Origin of the sequence: Glaciimonas sp. PCH181 (assembly GCF_003056055.1) — a bacterium.
Classification (GTDB): domain Bacteria; phylum Pseudomonadota; class Gammaproteobacteria; order Burkholderiales; family Burkholderiaceae_D; genus Glaciimonas.
Genome location: NZ_PYFP01000002.1, coordinates 91184 through 106679, shown reverse-complemented (window position 1 = coordinate 106679; position 15496 = coordinate 91184). Strand labels below are relative to the sequence as shown.

Sequence of the window (15496 nt, the reverse complement as noted above, 5' to 3'; positions counted from 1 at the left end):
GGCAATATTTTGCGGTCTGCGTTGTTCGGTGTATTTCTTATTCACGTATTTATTCATTTACTCAGGAGTTTGAAAAAATGAACAAAGACCAAGTCAAAGGCAGCGTTAAAGAAGCTGCTGGCAAAATTCAAGAGAAAACCGGGAAATTGGTTGGCAGCAACAGTCAACAAGCCAAAGGGATGGAAAAGCAAATTTCGGGAAAAGTGCAAAAAGGTGTTGGAGATGTGAAAGAGTCCATCAAAGACGCGCAAAAAGGTCGCTGATTCAGACGCGATCGCAGTGCGCAATTTGGTGCGCACTGACCAGACGTTGGTACTAAATTGGTGCGTTTAATTCGCCATTTAGTATCGACGTTTTTTTGCCACAAGGATTGCGCTATATTGATACAAGGATTGCGCTATATTGATAAAAGTATGGAAAAGAGCCCTGTAATGGGCTCTTTTTTTGTTTTAGCAATCAGACGCCACCAGAATACTGCAAGAGATCTTTTCTACTAGCAAGCTGTCGGTGGAACCGCGCCACCAGCGTAATGCCATAGGCTTCTTGCGAGAATGCGCGATGATCACTAAATCGATCCCTAGCTGGGTCACCAGGTCGCCTATGACGTTGATCGGTTCGCCGCTCTCAAAGTGGGTAATGACCTTCAGCCCGACATCGCTTAGGAGCTTATGACCCTTAGTCAATTCCTGCTCTAACAGGGCTTTTTCCGAAGTAATCGCTGATTCAGCAACGAATTCACCGGCCATTAAATAAGTGGCGAGGTTTATAACGCCCAAAAGATGTACTTCGACTTCCGGGCCGGGCGCGAGGCGGATACAGGCATGCAGCGCGCAACGGCTTTCAGGTGTGCCATTGTAGGCGACAAGAATTTTTCGATACATATGCCCTCCGGAGGTGATGACTTCTTTTATCATAACGCAGACTGACTGTGCTCACCAGTTGTGTAAATGAGGTGAAAACGGCGTACTAGCCATGCTGCTATTGCATAGACCGCTTATCTCAACGTAGACTATTGGCTATATTTAAATAGTAGGGATAGTTTCTATTTGCGGTAGCCTTTTTTAAGCCAATCCGCATTAATAAAGGTCGTCGGTCCTACCTTGAGGCATCAAATAATAACGCATAAAGGGTCGCAGAATGTCGGACGAAAATGTGAATCAGATCATGATGCAGACTATTGCCAATCAGGGAATAGATGCCAATGAAATCGTCATCGTGGGCGGTGGTGCTGGCGGTCTCGAATTAGCCTGCAAGCTGGGTCGTAAACTTGGCCACGGTCATGTCACTCTGGTGGACCGCACTTTGTACCACATTTGGAAACCTTCCTTGCACGAAGTCGCAGCGGGAACCCGTGATATACATCAAGAGGGTTTATCGTACCAAATGCTGGCGCATGATAATAAATTTCGTTTCGTCTATGGCGCGATGAGCGCGCTGGATAGTGCGCACAATACCATTACAGTCGATGCGCTCAATGATGAGGTCGGAACTGAGATACTTCCACCGCGTCAGATTGCTTTCCGTAAGTTGGTCATTGCGGTTGGCAGCGTGTCCAATTACTTTGGACTGACTGGCGCAGAAGAAAATACCATTTCACTCAATTCCACAGAGGATGCAGAGTATTTTCGTCGACGCTTACTAAAATTGCTCGCCTTGGCCGACGTCAAAAAAGAATTTTCTCCAGATGCCGGTATCGATATCGTGATAGTTGGCGGCGGTGCAACCGGCGTTGAATTGGCAGCGGAATTACGCGAAGCCAGCGGTGTGTATACCGACTACGACTTTCCGCGGCTGCATCCTGATAAAGATGTACGTATTACTATTCTGGAAGGTGCGCCGCGCTTGCTGGCACCGTTGCCAGAGCGCGTGTCTAAAGCCGCCACCAAGCTGCTGCGCGAGCGGGATGTACGAGTGGTGACCGATTGTCGTGTAGCCAGTATTGCGGATAGGTTTGTCACGGATGCGAATGGCAACGATTACCCATCCGATTTGTGTGTTTGGTCGGCAGGGATCAAAGCGCCGGATTTGTTAAAGTCGCTCGGATTGCCTGTCACCAGATTAGGCCAGCTCGAAGTAGATGGGGCGTTGCAGGTAAAGGGGACTCAGAATATTTTTGCGCTGGGCGATTGCGCCGCTAGCATCGGTGCGGATGGCAGGCTGGTGCCGCCACGTGCACAGGCCGCGCATCAGCAGGCTGACTATTTACTGGGGAGGTTTGTCCGCGAACACAAAAAACAGGTCGTATCTGATGCGCCGTATGTGTACAAAGATTATGGTTCGCTAGTCTCATTTGGCAAAAGTACCTCGGTCGGTACTTTGATGGGATCGCTGACAAAGCTGGGATGGTTTGTCGACGGCTTCTTCGCCCGTATGATGTACACCAGTTTGCATTTGCTGCATTTGAATGCACTATTGGGGCCGATACGCACAGGCGTTACTGCGACGGCCAGTAGTTTGATGAAACATGCCAAACCTTCCGTAAAGTTACATTAACAAGAAGATGGGCGTTGAAAATGCGCGAGGTGTGCATTCAAGTTCTGATCTAAAAATGCTGCTGGCGGTTATTGGACAATTGTCCAATAACCGCCAGCAGCATTTTATATTGACCGGAATTATTTACCGATCTGGTTTCCGACTACGCCACCAACAGCTGCACCGCCGACAGTACCTAGTGCACTACCGCCAGTTAACACGGCGCCAGCTACTCCGCCTACGCCTGCACCGACTGCCGTATCTGCACCGCGGTGGGACATGCCGCCGCAACCAGCTAGCGAAACAAGCAGGGTTAAGGTGACGGCGCTGACAAGAATATTGTGTACGGTTTTCATAATGCTTTCCTTTTTGGAAGAGATATCGGGATATTTCCCCGATGGAGAAAAACTATTGCAGCCAATATCGTGATAACGGCTTGTAGTAGTATTCTTTGCCTCTACCGTAACTGTTGCTATCAGCCATACACTCATTACCCTGTAGGACTTTTCCTGCAAGCGGTGGTTTTGCGATGTTAGCGATAGCGACTATTTTCGTAATTTTTTTGATATGGATGATGTATGTAGCCGATTGGGGTGAATTTATGCCTCTCGTGTCAGCCCGGGATCAGGGAGCGACGTTATCTCTCTGGTGAAATTTCGTACCGAATCACTCTCTATATAGAAAGAGAAAGACCTTATGTCCCTATCCGTGGCACGCTCATCAAACATTCCGCTGGCCCGCGCCCAATTTATCGGTCGCCTTCTCTCCCTGATGCAGCTATGTTTTTTTATCGCTCTGGCTTCAGGATTCGGCAGTGCGCGCGCCGCGGATTTGTCGCGACATGAAACCCTGTTTTTGCAACACGTGGCGGAAGATGGCCTTGCAGAATTGGAGGCAAGTAAGTTGGCAGCAGTGCGTTCATCCAGCCCTGAGGTGCAAAAATTTGCCCAGGCGATGGCTGCGGATCAGCAAACCATCCTGGCTGAATTAAGGCTTTTAGCATTGGCTAAGGGAGTGTCACTGCCAGAGGTGTCCAGCAAGATGCAACAAGCGTCTATTTTCAGGTTGTCGAAGTTAGTTGGTGCAAGGTTTGACAGGGAGTACAGCCGCGAGATAGCAATATTGGCGCATAAGGATATGGTTGCTTTGTTTGACCAAGCGCAAAAGCGTGCCAAAGATGCCGACGTAAAAGCATTTGCCAAGAAATTTTTACCAATGCTGACCCAAAACCTGGAAACTGGACAGCGGCTGAAGGTGTTGGTGGATAAAAAGAAAAATGTCCGGAGTTAATCTCTGAATAGACGTCGGTTTTACAGTTTTTGTTATAAATAAAGCATTTTTGGCGTAACGCATCGGTGCAAAGTTATGTCAGACGTAACTACCGCATTGCAAGTGTAATAGTCTGTGTCGCGTCCTTTTTCTGCATGGTAACGCTGTTATATTCACTTCAACGCATCGCCAACCCAGCATTTATACATCGTGCTGGAATAGTTGGGAAGATGTGGGAATGACAATAATTGCACTGTATTCGACCCTTAAAGGAGTCCACCATGTTAGCTAAAAAAACCATCATCGCTACACTGCTCGTTGCTACAGCAGCCAGTTTTTCTGCTTCTGCGTTCGCTTATGACCAAGGCGCGAATGTCGTCATCGGTGGTCTGGCGGGTGCTGCTATCGGTGGCGCCGTTGGCGGTCGGAATGGCGCGATAGTTGGCAGTGTGCTCGGCCTTGCTGTGGGCGCAACAGCCCGCGGTGATGATCGGGGTTACAACGATCGCGGCTATGATCGTGGCGGTTACTACCGTCGCCCGACGGCTTATTACGGTCCGCCAGCAGCAGTTTATGTGCGCCCTGCGCCGGTCTATTACCAACCAGCGCCGCAAGTATATTACCCACCAGCACGCGCCTATCCACGCGGTGGCTATTATCAAGAAGGTTATTCACAGCGTTATGATGGCGGCTATTACGGTCGGTAAGCCAGAAGCAAACGCTATCGTCGTTTCTTCAAATGCCTGATGGAGTTAATTTTGATGCCTATGCGGGAAATTCCTGCATAGGCATTTTACATTTTGCTCGTATATGACCGGCGACATTCAACTGCTCTCATCATTCTTCTTTTCATCATTGGTAGAAGTCCTGCATTGCGAGTATTGTAGTGTTGTTCTTCTCACTAATCGTTGCATCAACCTCGTGATGACAGAAGGGAATTTTCATGCCTGATATCAAGCAAACGCCAGATAAAACCGACGCGCACACTGACAACAGTAAAGCGCCGACTAAGTCAAATAGTCCGCCGACTTCTCCTCCTCGGCAATCAGCATTCGGCCATGCGCTGGACGGAAGTCAGCAATTGGATATTTTGGAAGAGCAGGTGTATGCGAACACCGACGGGCCAGCCAAAGATCAGCCCATCGTTCCGCCAAAACATAGCACAAAGTAAGTCGGGAAACTGGTCGCAAGCCTAATAGCTGTCACTTATCGATTGGATTGGTGACAGTATTTTTTTGTCCGATGGTCCCATATTTGTCCATCCACACCTTTTTGTCGCTGCCCTCTATAAACCCTCGCAGAAGTTCTTGGCAGTGCATGGACATGGCGATGCAATTTATCCCTGCATGCATTTCATCATGCCGCGCACTGTCTTGGTGCTGAACATTGATATACTCCGGGACTGTTGCTGTTTCGCTGCACATAAAATTTACCCGTGTTTTGGCGAAAGCTTTACCGTTCGATAGTCGGCATGCTGTCATCTATTTAAAAGCGAAATTGTTTTCTTATCGCACAGCAGATGGTCATCGTCCCGCTTCACTGTGAGTGCTGAATGTCGCGCCCACTCATGCAAGGTCATAGCAAAAAAGATGATTAAATCCGTGTCAATTTCTTACGCCAAACGTGCCCCGCGTCGGTTATGGCCGATGGCCGCAAACTTCAATATAACTGCGGTTTTAATTGGCATTTTTATGCTTTGCAGCGGCCCAGCCTCGGCGGAAGATGTCGATAATCAGCCTGTCCCAGATACCATCGCGCAACGCCTTACCGCCTGCACCGCCTGTCACGGTAAACAAGGTCGTGCTGCCAGCGATGGTTATTATCCGCGGATCGCTGGCAAACCGGCTGGCTATCTGTACAACCAGCTTGTCAATTTTCGTAGCGGAAGACGGCAGTATCCGATGATGACCTATATGGTTGATCACATGTCTGACGCTTATCTTCATGAGATTGCAGAATATTTTGCGGATCAACATCCACCATATCCTGCACCGCAACCATTTAGCGTATCGAAAGCTAGTTTTGAGCGCGGGCAGACATTGGTGCAGCACGGCGACGCCAGCAAAAAAATCCCTGCCTGTATCGCTTGTCATGGCAACACAATGACCGGTGTTTTACCTGCAACGCCGGGTTTGCTGGGTTTGCCGCGTGACTATTTGGTGGCGCAGATCGGTGCCTGGCAGACGGGGGTACGTCACGCTGCCGCGCCGGATTGTATGGCGCAAGTAGCGAAGCGGCTGAGCGCTGAAGATATCGGCGCGGTCTCCGCCTGGCTGGCCGCCCAGCCGATTCCTGCGGGCGCGACTGCAGTCGCCGCCAGCCCAGTAAAACTTCCGCTTGCCTGTGGCAGCGTACCGAATTAAGCGGAGTCGAGAATGACAAGAAGTAGACGTATTTTGTTATGGAGCTTTGGCAGTTTGTTTGCGCTGATTCTGGTCATCGTTGGTGCGCTGGCTTACCTGAATGTGGATGATCCAGATCCGCGCGCGAAGCAGATCGCAGCACCGCTTGCGACGCATCAACTTGCTGATCAAATTGCGCGTGGTGCTTATCTGACCCGAGCTGGCGATTGCATGGCTTGTCATACCGTGCGGGGAGGCCAAAAATATGCCGGTGGGCGCGCAGTGCTGACGCCATTCGGCGCGATTTATGCGCCAAATTTAACGTCGGATCAGGAAACCGGTATCGGTAGTTGGAACCCCAACGATTTCTGGCGTGCCTTGCATAACGGTAAATCTAAAGATGGCACGCTGTTGTATCCGGCTTTCCCCTATACAAATTACACCAAGGTATCGCGCGCGGATTCAGACGCGATGTTTGCTTATTTGCGCAGCATCCCGGCGGTGAAGCAAAAGAATATTGCGCCGCAATTGCGTTTTCCGTACAACAATCGGGTTCTGTTATATGGCTGGCGTGCGTTGTATTTCCGACCGGGTGTATATCAACCTGAGAGCACGCAATCAGCCGAGTGGAATCGCGGCGCTTATCTAGTACAGGGCTTGGGCCATTGCAGTGCTTGTCATTCGACCCGTAATGCGCTGGGCGGATTGGACCTAAAAAGCGAATTGGGCGGTGGTTTTATTCCAGTAGTGAATTGGTACGCGCCTTCATTAACATCGGATGTTGAAATTGGCCTTGGGGATTGGGAGATCAAGCACATCGCAGAACTGTTGAAGACGGGTGTCTCCCCGCGCAGTGCGGTGTTTGGTCCGATGGCTGAGGTGGTTGCTGCCAGTTTGCAGCATTTGCACGACGACGATGTCACCGCGATGGCGGTTTATTTAAAGACTTTGCCACGTCCCGATCTGCGGCCGGTGGCTGAAAAAGAGTATGCGCGTCCGCAAGAGATCGATCAGGTCTTAGCCCTGGGCGCTGAGCTGTATAAGGATAATTGCGTTGCATGCCATCTCAGCACTGGTAAAGGTGTGCCCGTGGCCTATCCGCCGCTGGCCGGCAATCGTGCGATTACCATGCCTTCGCCCGTGAACGCTATACGGATAGTATTAAATGGCGGTTTTGCACCAACCACTGCTGGCAATCCGCGTCCTTATGGCATGCCGCCGTTTGCGCAGGATATGACGGATGCTGAGGTAGCGGCTGTCGTATCGTACATTCGTAACGCATGGGGAAACAGCGCCACGTTGGTATCGCCGTCGGAAGTGAATCGATATCGCAGCGTGCCTTTGGATTGATTTCTTCAGCGTAAAACCACAAAAAGCAGCCAATTGGCTGCTTTTTTTGTCTTTTACGCTGACCTGATAATTAAATATCCGTTTGGATTGCATCCATCGTCAGCATGATTTTCCCAATATGACTACTGCTTTCCATGAGTGCGTGGGCTTCTGCGGCCTGCTCGAAAGGGAAAGTCTTGAAGATGACGGGTTTGATCTTGCCAGCTTCAAGCAAAGGCCAGACACGGGCAAGCAACTGCTCGGCAATCGCTGCCTTGAACGCGATAGGGCGTGGCCGTAATGTCGAGCCGGTAATGGTCAAACGACGCATCATGATGGTCTGACAATCCAGGTTCGCGCTTTTGCCACCCAGCGTCGCAATGAAGACCAGACGGCCATCGTTGGCCAGACAATTGATTTCACGCGGCACATAATCGCCCGCGACCATATCCAGAATGACATCGACGCCTTTGCCGCCGGTCAGCGATTTCACGCGCTCGACAAAGTCTTCTGTGCGGTAATTGATCGCATGCGCCGCGCCTAACTCCAGACACGCACGGCACTTTTCATCCGATCCGGCTGTGACAAACACTTCATGACCGAGGGCCGTCGCAATTTGTATTGCTGCGGCGCCAATGCCGGAACTGCCACCTTGGATGAGCAAGGTTTCATTGCCAGTTAGTTGCGCGCGTCCAAAAACATTGCTCCATACGGTGAAAAAAGTCTCGGGGAGGGACGCGGCCTCAAGCGTGGACATACCCTTTGGGATCGGCAAGCATTGGACGCTAGGTGTGGTGCAATATTCAGCATAGCCACCGCCCGGCACCAATGCGCATACCAGGTCGCCTTTTTTAAAATGCGTATTGGCGAAATCGCCATCGACAATTTCTCCCGCTACTTCCAGACCGGGTAAATCCGAGGCTCCAGGTGGCGGCGCATAATTGCCCATACGCTGAAAGACATCCGGGCGATTGACACCTGCAGCATGGATTTTAATCAGTACTTCACCCGCTTTAAAAGCGGGGATTGGCCGCTCACGGACTTGTAAAACATCGGGTGCGCCGGGTTGGGTAATGTCGATTACGCGCATGGAGAATTCTCTTTTCTTTATAAATAAGATGATTGATATTGCATCAACGTATTGTAAGACGACTTATCTATTTGCGGTTTTTGCTAGCCGTAACGGATATTGGCGAAATCTCATTCAAGAAATTTGAATAAGTCTGCTTTGGACGATGCGGAACTTTGCGACTTACGGTACAGTCAATGGCTTGCTTCTGAAGCAACTTGTATAAATATGAAAAGTATGAAAAATTTAAATCCCCCGACACGTTACACCGCCACCGCTATTGGTATGCATTGGTTGGTTGCATTATTGATTTTTGCGGCATTTGGTATTGGTTGGTACATGACAGGAATTCATGGATTTACCCCGCAGAAATTAAAGTTATTTTCATGGCATAAATGGCTGGGCGTCACCATTTTTGGATTAGCCGTGATCCGCGTTGCATGGCGCTTATTAAATCCCGTGCCACCGTTACCGCAGGGTATGTCACGTTGGCAGCGTCAAGCGGCGCATCTGGTGCATCAGCTATTATATGCACTGATTATTGTGATACCGCTAACGGGTTATTTTTATAGCGCTGCATCCGGTATCGCCGTGCGGTATTTGGGACTGTTCGATATGCCGATGATCATTGAAAAAAATGATCAATTAAAAGCCATTTTAGGTCCGACGCATGTCTGGTTGAATTATTTGATGGCCGCGATTGTTATAGTCCATGTGCTGGCAGCATTAAAGCATCAGTTAATTGATCGCGACGGTACCTTGGGCCGGATGTTGCCATTTTTGAAGTAAGACCGACCATATTTCTCGACTATCTCTGCGTTGTTTTTATAAATATCGACAGCGTAAATTTGAGACGATCCAAAACATAATGCAGGAGTGTTCTAAGTGAAAAATTTGCGTGCAAAATCAGCGATAGTATTGGCTTTGATCGGTGCCGGTGCATGGATGGCGAATAGCGCTTGGGCGCAGTTGGATACAGGTAAAAGCACTATCACTATCGTCGCAAAGCAACTGGGCGTGGCGATGAATGGTAAGTTTAAAAAGTTCGATGCGACTATCAATTTTAATCCTGCGCAATTACCGCAATCCTCCGCCAAATTGGAGATCGATATGGCGACGTTTGATATCGGCGCAGAAGAATACAACAGCGAAGTGCGCGGTAAAGATTGGTTTGATACGACAAAATATCCAAAAGCGACGTTTGTTTCCAGCAGTATCAAGCAGGGCGCGGCGGGCAAATATGATGTCGCAGGCAAACTGACGATCAAAGGCAAGACACAAGATGTCGTCGTTGCTGCAACTTATAAGCAAGACGGTGCCAGCAACGTGTTTGATGGTGTTTTGCCGATCAAGCGCAACGCATTTAATGTCGGCGAGGGCGATTGGAAAGACACTTCAGTGGTTGCTGATGAGGTTGTGATTAAATTTCATATCGTCACCGTAGCAAAAAAATAAATCAGTCAGTGAGTGTGAGCCCGGTAATCGCGTTCCACGTACAGGTTTAGAAGTCGGCTAAGAAAACGGTTTTAAAACAGGTTAAGAATTTTTTGCGCACCACTAGGCTAGTGCTTTGCATAGCTTTTACTTTACGAAAAAGGAAAACAATGAAATTACGTATTTTGGTTGCCGCGCTCGCGGTGTTGTCGGCTGGTGCTGCGTTGGCTGTTCCTGCAACTTACAATCTGGATCCTACGCATACTTACCCAAGCTTTGCCGTTGACCACATGGGCGGCTTGTCCACTTGGCGCGGTAAGTTTACGAAGAATAGCGGTACTGTCGTACTGGATCGTGCAGCCAAAACCGGCACGATTGACATCAAAATTGATCCTGCTTCGATTGACTTCGGTTTCGCCAAGTTAAATGAGCATGTCAAGGGCCCAGACATGTTTGATGTGGTCAAATATCCTGAAGTTACTTATAAAGGCAAATTCACCAAGTTCGAAGGTGATGTACCGAAAGAAGTTACCGGTGAATTGACAATGCACGGCGTCACTAAACCAGTCAAACTCAAAATTGACGATTTCCTTTGCAAGATGCATCCGATGTTAAAACGCGAGGTATGTGGCGCTGAAGTTGACGGCAAATTTAGTCGTGACGATTTCGGTATTGATTACGGCAAGCAAATGGGTTTCAAGCAGGAAGTAAAGCTAGAGATTCAGGTCGAAGGTATCAAACTGGATTAATGTAGTCACGCAAAAAAAAAAACCGCTGCCAGTCTTCGCAGCGGTTTTTTTACGCCCTCTGTCTTGGCAGCCATTGTTCTGCTCTGTTATTTTGCAGATATGCGGTCGCGTTTATATCGATATAAAATACGTTTGCGTAAGCATTCTCATGAACTGATCGGGCGCGCAGCTTGGTGGTCAAGTCGGGCACAATTTTTTCATAGTACAAAATTAGAATTAATCATGCTTTACGTTGCGCAAACCATAGCTTGTTGCCGGTAGTCAGAAAACTATCTGGCAATAGAGACGATAAAAAAATTCGATAAAAAATGGTGTAAAGATGCAGCAAGAATCCTCACAACAGTTAGTGCAGGACAGTCCGCAGGAAGCCCCAACGGTGCGGGCTTTATTTTTGGGTTTTCTTGGTTTGGGATTGATTGGTTTCGGCGGCGTATTGCCGCTGGCGCGGCGAATGTTGGTGGAGCAGCGGCGATGGCTGAGTGATGCCGAATTCACAGACCTTCTCGGCCTTTGCCAGTTTCTGCCAGGGGGAAATATTATCAACCTGTCGGTTGCGATCGGCTTGCAGTTTCGCGGCCTGCGCGGCGCTTGTGCGGCATTGCTGGGCCTAATTGCTGCGCCAACGGCCATCGTCATCGGTCTTGGTGTCATTTACGAGCGTTACCAAAGCGATGTCCACATTGCGCATATGTTCGCAGGTCTTGCGGCAGCGGCAGCGGGGCTGCTTATCACGACAGCGATCAAGATGGCGACCCCGTTGCGACGTAGGCGACTGGCTATCCTGATTGCGTTAACATTCTTCGTAGCGATTGCGCTGTTGCGGCTGCCATTGTTGCCGACGATGCTGGTGCTGGTTCCGGTCAGTATATTGGTGACCTGGAGATGGGCATCATGACAGCAGTCCTTCTTTCTCTCGCCGCGATTTTCGCAGAACTATCATTGCTGGCGTTTGGCGGCGGTAATACCATCTTGCCCGAGATGCAGCGGCAGGTAGTCCATGTGCATCATTGGATGACCGCACAGGACTTCAGTGCCATGTTTGCGTTGGCGCAGGCAGCACCGGGACCCAATATGATGGTCGTGACGCTGGTGGGGTGGCACGTTGCCGGGTGGCCCGGTGTGCTGGTTACCTCACTGGCAAAATTTGGACCGTCATCTATTTTGACGGGCATTACGCTACATTTTTGGCGACGCTTTAAAGATGCGCCATGGCGAAAGACGATTCAAGCCGGACTTGTGCCTGTGACCGTCGGGCTGGTTGCCGCAAGCGCTGCGTTGATTACAGAGGCATCGGTGCACTCTTGGATATTAGGGGCGATTGCGTTGATGTGTGTGATTGGTACGACTACGACGCGCGTCCATCCGCTGTGGTTTCTGGCTGCTGGGGCGCTGATTGGATTGACTGGGATCGGTCAGTGAGTTGTGGCGAGTTGCAATGAGGTGGTCGATCTGATGGGTTTATTTGATGTTGATATTTGCTATGCAGTCGGATTGCCGGATTTTAGGTTTTGCTATTGCTCGATTTGATTGCGCAGACATTTGAGAGCGTTGCCTGAGTAATGCGTAATGCAAAAAATACCGCAGCAGAAAAATGCCGCAAAAAACACAAAAGGGTTCTAGATATAAAATCTAGAACCCTTCTTTATCCTGGTAGGCCGTGCGGGATTCGAACCTGCGACCAACGGATTAAAAGTCCGCTGCTCTACCAGCTGAGCTAACGACCCAAAATAGTGCTACTACAAAAACGTTACATCTAATTTCTACTAAAAGTAACCACAACATTTCTGGAAATACTAGAAACGATAAAGGGTTTTAGATTTTGTCTAAAACCCTTTTTTATTCGTGGTAGGCCGTGCGGGATTCGAACCTGCGACCAACGGATTAAAAGTCCGCTGCTCTACCAGCTGAGCTAACGACCCGAAAGATCGCTATTATAGAGAAGGTGTAGCCACTATGTCAAACGTCTGTTGGCTTTTATTTCAGTTACATGAAAAGTAGTGGTATTTACTTTGCACCGCCGAGGCGTTCTTTGGCTGTGACTGCTGCTGGCGTGTTCGGATATTGCGCCACGACTTGCTCCAGCGTTTTCCGCGCAGCGACTTTATCCTTCAGCTCGGTATAACTACTCGACATGTTCAACAGCGCGTCAGCAGCTTTCGGATTGTCAGGATATTTCTTGACGACCGCTTGTTGCGCTGTGATGGCGTTTTTATAGTCACGTTGCGCAAAATAAGAATTGCCCAACCAGTATTGTGCAGAAGGTGCGAAGCCCGATGACGGATAGCGTCTCAGATAATCAGAGAAGGCGGCGGTGGCGCCCTTGTAGTCGCCACCCTTAAAACTCGCCAGCGCTGCATCGTACGATTTCTGCTCGTTGGGATCGATGCTGACTTCTTGACCGTCAACGTTGACTTTTTGCGGCTCCAGTTTGCGCAGACGATTATCCAGATCGACGTAAAAATCTTTCTGACGTTGCTGCGTGTTGGCAACCTCGTTGGTCAATACTTCGATTTGTCCGCGCAGCTTTGCGATTTCCTGGTTTAATTGATCGTTTTGATCCGCCAGGCTCAGCGAGCTACTCTTATCCGCTTTGCTATCGACACGGGCATTGACCGCATCAATTCGGCTGCGAATATCGAGAATCGCCCGACGCGCTTCAGCATCGTCAAACAGACCGGCATGCGCCAGCGGGGCAAGGGAACCTGCGGCCAATATGGCCGCAGTCAGCGTTGATTTAGAAAAAATCCGCATGATCATCGCTGTGCTTATTGGTAAATGATATCTGCGCGACGGTTTTCAGCGTAGGACGCTTCATCAGTACCCAACGCTTTAGGCTTTTCTTTACCCAGCGAAACAGCTTCTACCTGCGTATCGGATACACCTAACAGTGCTAATGCTTTACGGACTGCTTCAGCACGTTTTTGGCCTAGTGCCAGATTGTATTCACGACCGCCGCGATCATCGGTATTACCTTGAATGATGATTTTGCGTACTTTGTGTGATGTCAGGTACTTAGCGTGTGCTTCAACGACTGAGCGGAATTCTTCTTTAACTGAATAGCTGTCGTAATCAAAATAAATGCTGCGCTTGGCCAGGATGCCTTGCGGGTCATTCAGCGGATCGCTAGAGCCAGTATCGACTGCATTGACTGAGCGACTATCGGCAGCGCCATTCATGCCGCTACGGTCTTCAATCTTAGCTTTGTCGTCTAATTTGACAGGTGATGAGCAGGCGGCCAGCAAAACGGCGCTTGAAATGATAAGGGCAAAACTACTGAGATTGCGCATTGTTATTCTCCAGAGAGTGAGTTGGCTACTTTAACTTTAAATCATAGTAAGTCCGCATAACTGCTTATACGTCGTTGCCGCTCCTTGCCGTACCTTCGTACTGCCTGCATCGGGGCGTCTAGTCTAAACAATTATGCGGCCTTACTTATTGCTACGGAATTACTACCAGTGTCTCGGATTGTTAATTCGTTAAAGAATTAACAATCCGAGACACGCGGTGACTACTTCATGAATGGGCCCCAAGTCGGTTCCCGGATATCGCCTGCCTGTACCGTCAAACGTTGCTTGACGCGCCCGTCGACCGAAACCACTGCCAGTGAACCGCGGCGTCCGCCGGACTCCGTGGCGTACATAATGTACTGGCCGTTCGGTGAAAAACTAGGCGATTCGTCTTTGACGGTATCGGACAAACGTTGCTCCTGGTTGTTACTCAGGTCCATTGCATAAAGTTGGAAGCCACCATTCCGACGAGCAATATACGCCAATGTTTTGCCATCTGGCGAAACCCGAGGACTGATATTGTAACTGCCGCTGAAAGTGACGCGCTGTGCATCGCCGCCATTGGCACTCATCTTATAAATTTGCGGGCCGCCGCTGCGGTCGCTGGTGAAGTAAATACTTTGTCCATTTGCTGAAAACTGCGGTTCAGTGTCGATGCCATTCGTATTTGTCAGACGGCGCAAACCGGAGCCATCGGCATTGACTACATATACCTGAGTCAGGCTATCGCGCGCCAGAGCAATCGCGATCTTAGTGCCATCGGGCGACCATGAAGGTGCCGAGTTACTGCCTTTGTAATTAGCAACGACGGTGCGTTGTTTTGTGATCAGATTTTGTACGTAGACCACGGGCTTTTTTTGCTCAAACGAGACATACGCAACCTTTGATCCATCCGGTGACCAGGCTGGCGAAATAATCGGCTCGTTAGAACGCAGTGCAACTTGTGTACCTTCGCCGTCGGCATCTGCAATTTCCAGTCGATATTCTTTGCCGGATTTGGTGACGTAAGCAATACGCGTTGCAAAGGCACCGCGGACACCGATCAACTTTTCATAAATATCATCGGCGATTTTATGTGCAGAAACGCGGGTGTATTGTGGCGATGAAGAGAGCGCCAATGCAGACAACTGAGATGACTTACCCGTATCGAGCAATTTATAGCGCACGTCATAGCGGCCATCCGCCAGCTTGGCGACGCTACCGACTACCAGCGCGTCAGCTCCCCGTGATTTCCAGTCGCCATAATTGATTTGCGCGGCATCGGAAAGCACATCGCCGGTTTCGATAATTTTGAACATGCCGCTGCGTGCCAAATCGGCTTTAATGATCGCCGTAATTTGTTGCGGTGCCAGGTTTTCATTGCTGAAACCTGCGATGGCGATTGGGATTTGGCTGGCTCCTACACCGGCGGTTTCAATGCGTAACTGTGCGTGCACGATAGGCGCTGAGATAAGCGCGCCAACAGTAATACCGATCACTGCGATGGATCTTGCCAATTTGCGTATCGACGTCGGTATTAACGCGTTGAGTGGATTCTTTTTCATA

The 15496-nt window shown here is 49.5% G+C and carries 18 protein-coding genes and 2 tRNA genes; 12 read left to right on the top strand and 8 right to left on the bottom strand.

The features are described from left to right. Positions 1-77 precede the first annotated feature (77 nt). Positions 78-263: a CsbD family protein gene (locus C7W93_RS13550; protein WP_108440741.1), complete on the top strand. Its 186-nt coding sequence runs from the start codon at positions 78-80 to the stop codon at positions 261-263. 186 nt (positions 264-449) lie between these two features. Here the strand turns inward: C7W93_RS13550 and C7W93_RS13545 are convergent, their stop codons facing one another. Beyond that, positions 450-881, bottom strand: a complete 432-nt coding sequence (locus C7W93_RS13545) for a universal stress protein (protein ID WP_108440740.1) — start codon at positions 879-881, stop codon at positions 450-452. A gap of 256 nt (positions 882-1137) precedes the next feature. Here C7W93_RS13545 and C7W93_RS13540 point away from each other — a divergent pair, with 256 nt between their 5' ends. Then, on the top strand, positions 1138-2493 hold the full coding sequence (locus C7W93_RS13540) for an NAD(P)/FAD-dependent oxidoreductase (protein ID WP_370446457.1): 1356 nt from the start codon (positions 1138-1140) through the stop codon (positions 2491-2493). 119 nt (positions 2494-2612) lie between these two features. On the opposite strand, the gene C7W93_RS13535 is transcribed toward C7W93_RS13540, so the two are convergent. After that, on the bottom strand, positions 2613-2828 hold the full coding sequence (locus tag C7W93_RS13535; RefSeq protein WP_108440739.1) for a glycine zipper 2TM domain-containing protein: 216 nt from the start codon (positions 2826-2828) through the stop codon (positions 2613-2615). Between the two features lie 340 nt (positions 2829-3168). On the opposite strand from C7W93_RS13535, the gene C7W93_RS13530 reads away from it, so the two are divergent. The 5 genes from C7W93_RS13530 to C7W93_RS13505 all read left to right on the top strand — a co-directional run bounded on the left by C7W93_RS13530 (position 3169) and on the right by C7W93_RS13505 (position 7433). Beyond that, entirely contained in the window at positions 3169-3762 is a 594-nt protein-coding gene (locus C7W93_RS13530; RefSeq protein ID WP_108440738.1) for a DUF4142 domain-containing protein, read from the top strand. 260 nt (positions 3763-4022) lie between these two features. Next, positions 4023-4448, top strand: a complete 426-nt coding sequence (locus C7W93_RS13525; RefSeq protein WP_108440737.1) for a hypothetical protein — start codon at positions 4023-4025, stop codon at positions 4446-4448. Positions 4449-4684: 236 nt separating this feature from the next. After that, on the top strand, positions 4685-4912 hold the full coding sequence (locus C7W93_RS13520; protein WP_108440736.1) for a hypothetical protein: 228 nt from the start codon (positions 4685-4687) through the stop codon (positions 4910-4912). A gap of 520 nt (positions 4913-5432) precedes the next feature. Next, positions 5433-6104, top strand: a complete 672-nt coding sequence (locus tag C7W93_RS13510; protein WP_225869958.1) for a c-type cytochrome — start codon at positions 5433-5435, stop codon at positions 6102-6104. Between the two features lie 12 nt (positions 6105-6116). Further along, the gene (locus tag C7W93_RS13505; RefSeq protein WP_108440734.1) at positions 6117-7433 is read left to right on the top strand and encodes a cytochrome c; all 1317 of its coding nucleotides are present in this window, start codon (positions 6117-6119) and stop codon (positions 7431-7433) included. Positions 7434-7503: 70 nt separating this feature from the next. On the opposite strand, the gene C7W93_RS13500 is transcribed toward C7W93_RS13505, so the two are convergent. After that, on the bottom strand, positions 7504-8502 hold the full coding sequence (locus tag C7W93_RS13500; RefSeq protein ID WP_108440733.1) for an NAD(P)H-quinone oxidoreductase: 999 nt from the start codon (positions 8500-8502) through the stop codon (positions 7504-7506). Between the two features lie 207 nt (positions 8503-8709). Between C7W93_RS13500 and C7W93_RS13495 the strand changes: the two genes are divergently transcribed. The 5 genes from C7W93_RS13495 (at position 8710) to C7W93_RS13475 (ending at position 12083) form a co-directional block, all read left to right on the top strand. Beyond that, positions 8710-9270 (top strand): cytochrome b, encoded by a 561-nt coding sequence (locus C7W93_RS13495; protein WP_108440732.1) that lies wholly within the window; start codon positions 8710-8712, stop codon positions 9268-9270. A 156-nt stretch (positions 9271-9426) separates the two neighbouring features. Further along, positions 9427-9936: a YceI family protein gene (locus tag C7W93_RS13490; protein ID WP_108442111.1), complete on the top strand. Its 510-nt coding sequence runs from the start codon at positions 9427-9429 to the stop codon at positions 9934-9936. A gap of 149 nt (positions 9937-10085) precedes the next feature. Next, the gene (locus C7W93_RS13485; RefSeq protein ID WP_108440731.1) at positions 10086-10664 is read left to right on the top strand and encodes a YceI family protein; all 579 of its coding nucleotides are present in this window, start codon (positions 10086-10088) and stop codon (positions 10662-10664) included. 319 nt (positions 10665-10983) lie between these two features. Beyond that, a complete protein-coding gene (locus C7W93_RS13480; protein ID WP_108440730.1) occupies positions 10984-11559 on the top strand; it encodes a chromate transporter in 576 nt (191 codons plus the stop codon). After that, positions 11556-12083 carry a chromate transporter gene (locus tag C7W93_RS13475; protein WP_108440729.1) on the top strand — a complete coding sequence of 176 codons (528 nt, stop codon included), beginning with the start codon at positions 11556-11558 and terminating at the stop codon, positions 12081-12083. The genes C7W93_RS13480 and C7W93_RS13475 overlap by 4 nt, the downstream gene beginning before the upstream one ends. A 229-nt stretch (positions 12084-12312) precedes the next feature. Here the strand turns inward: C7W93_RS13475 and C7W93_RS13470 are convergent. From C7W93_RS13470 to tolB, 5 genes are all read right to left on the bottom strand, one after another. Next, positions 12313-12388 (bottom strand) — tRNA-Lys (locus C7W93_RS13470). A gap of 119 nt (positions 12389-12507) precedes the next feature. Next, a tRNA-Lys gene (locus tag C7W93_RS13465) sits at positions 12508-12583 on the bottom strand. Positions 12584-12668: 85 nt separating this feature from the next. Continuing rightward, entirely contained in the window at positions 12669-13415 is a 747-nt protein-coding gene (gene ybgF, locus C7W93_RS13460; protein ID WP_225869883.1) for a tol-pal system protein YbgF, read from the bottom strand. Positions 13416-13429: 14 nt separating this feature from the next. Next, entirely contained in the window at positions 13430-13951 is a 522-nt protein-coding gene (gene pal / locus C7W93_RS13455) for a peptidoglycan-associated lipoprotein Pal (protein WP_108440727.1), read from the bottom strand. Between the two features lie 221 nt (positions 13952-14172). Next, positions 14173-15495: a Tol-Pal system beta propeller repeat protein TolB gene (gene tolB, locus C7W93_RS13450; RefSeq protein WP_108440726.1), complete on the bottom strand. Its 1323-nt coding sequence runs from the start codon at positions 15493-15495 to the stop codon at positions 14173-14175. Between the last annotated feature and the right edge of the window lies 1 nt (position 15496).

Bases quoted from the DNA above. Each gene is read 5' to 3' on its own strand.
- C7W93_RS13530 (WP_108440738.1), top strand. From the start codon at position 3,169: ATGTCCCTATCCGTGGCACGCTCATCAAACATTCCGCTGGCCCGCGCC.
- C7W93_RS13490 (WP_108442111.1), top strand. From the start codon at position 9,427: ATGGCGAATAGCGCTTGGGCGCAGTTGGATACAGGTAAAAGCACTATC.
- C7W93_RS13485 (WP_108440731.1), top strand. From the start codon at position 10,086: ATGAAATTACGTATTTTGGTTGCCGCGCTCGCGGTGTTGTCGGCTGGT.
- C7W93_RS13475 (WP_108440729.1), top strand. From the start codon at position 11,556: ATGACAGCAGTCCTTCTTTCTCTCGCCGCGATTTTCGCAGAACTATCA.
- C7W93_RS13525 (WP_108440737.1), top strand. From the start codon at position 4,023: ATGTTAGCTAAAAAAACCATCATCGCTACACTGCTCGTTGCTACAGCA.
- ybgF (WP_225869883.1), bottom strand. From the start codon at position 13,415: ATGCGGATTTTTTCTAAATCAACGCTGACTGCGGCCATATTGGCCGCA.
- tolB (WP_108440726.1), bottom strand. From the start codon at position 15,495: ATGAAAAAGAATCCACTCAACGCGTTAATACCGACGTCGATACGCAAA.
- C7W93_RS13495 (WP_108440732.1), top strand. From the start codon at position 8,710: ATGAAAAGTATGAAAAATTTAAATCCCCCGACACGTTACACCGCCACC.
- C7W93_RS13505 (WP_108440734.1), top strand. From the start codon at position 6,117: ATGACAAGAAGTAGACGTATTTTGTTATGGAGCTTTGGCAGTTTGTTT.
- C7W93_RS13510 (WP_225869958.1), top strand. From the start codon at position 5,433: ATGCTTTGCAGCGGCCCAGCCTCGGCGGAAGATGTCGATAATCAGCCT.
- C7W93_RS13500 (WP_108440733.1), bottom strand. From the start codon at position 8,502: ATGCGCGTAATCGACATTACCCAACCCGGCGCACCCGATGTTTTACAA.
- pal (WP_108440727.1), bottom strand. From the start codon at position 13,951: ATGCGCAATCTCAGTAGTTTTGCCCTTATCATTTCAAGCGCCGTTTTG.
- C7W93_RS13550 (WP_108440741.1), top strand. From the start codon at position 78: ATGAACAAAGACCAAGTCAAAGGCAGCGTTAAAGAAGCTGCTGGCAAA.
- C7W93_RS13520 (WP_108440736.1), top strand. From the start codon at position 4,685: ATGCCTGATATCAAGCAAACGCCAGATAAAACCGACGCGCACACTGAC.
- C7W93_RS13545 (WP_108440740.1), bottom strand. From the start codon at position 881: ATGTATCGAAAAATTCTTGTCGCCTACAATGGCACACCTGAAAGCCGT.
- C7W93_RS13535 (WP_108440739.1), bottom strand. From the start codon at position 2,828: ATGAAAACCGTACACAATATTCTTGTCAGCGCCGTCACCTTAACCCTG.
- C7W93_RS13480 (WP_108440730.1), top strand. From the start codon at position 10,984: ATGCAGCAAGAATCCTCACAACAGTTAGTGCAGGACAGTCCGCAGGAA.
- C7W93_RS13540 (WP_370446457.1), top strand. From the start codon at position 1,138: ATGTCGGACGAAAATGTGAATCAGATCATGATGCAGACTATTGCCAAT.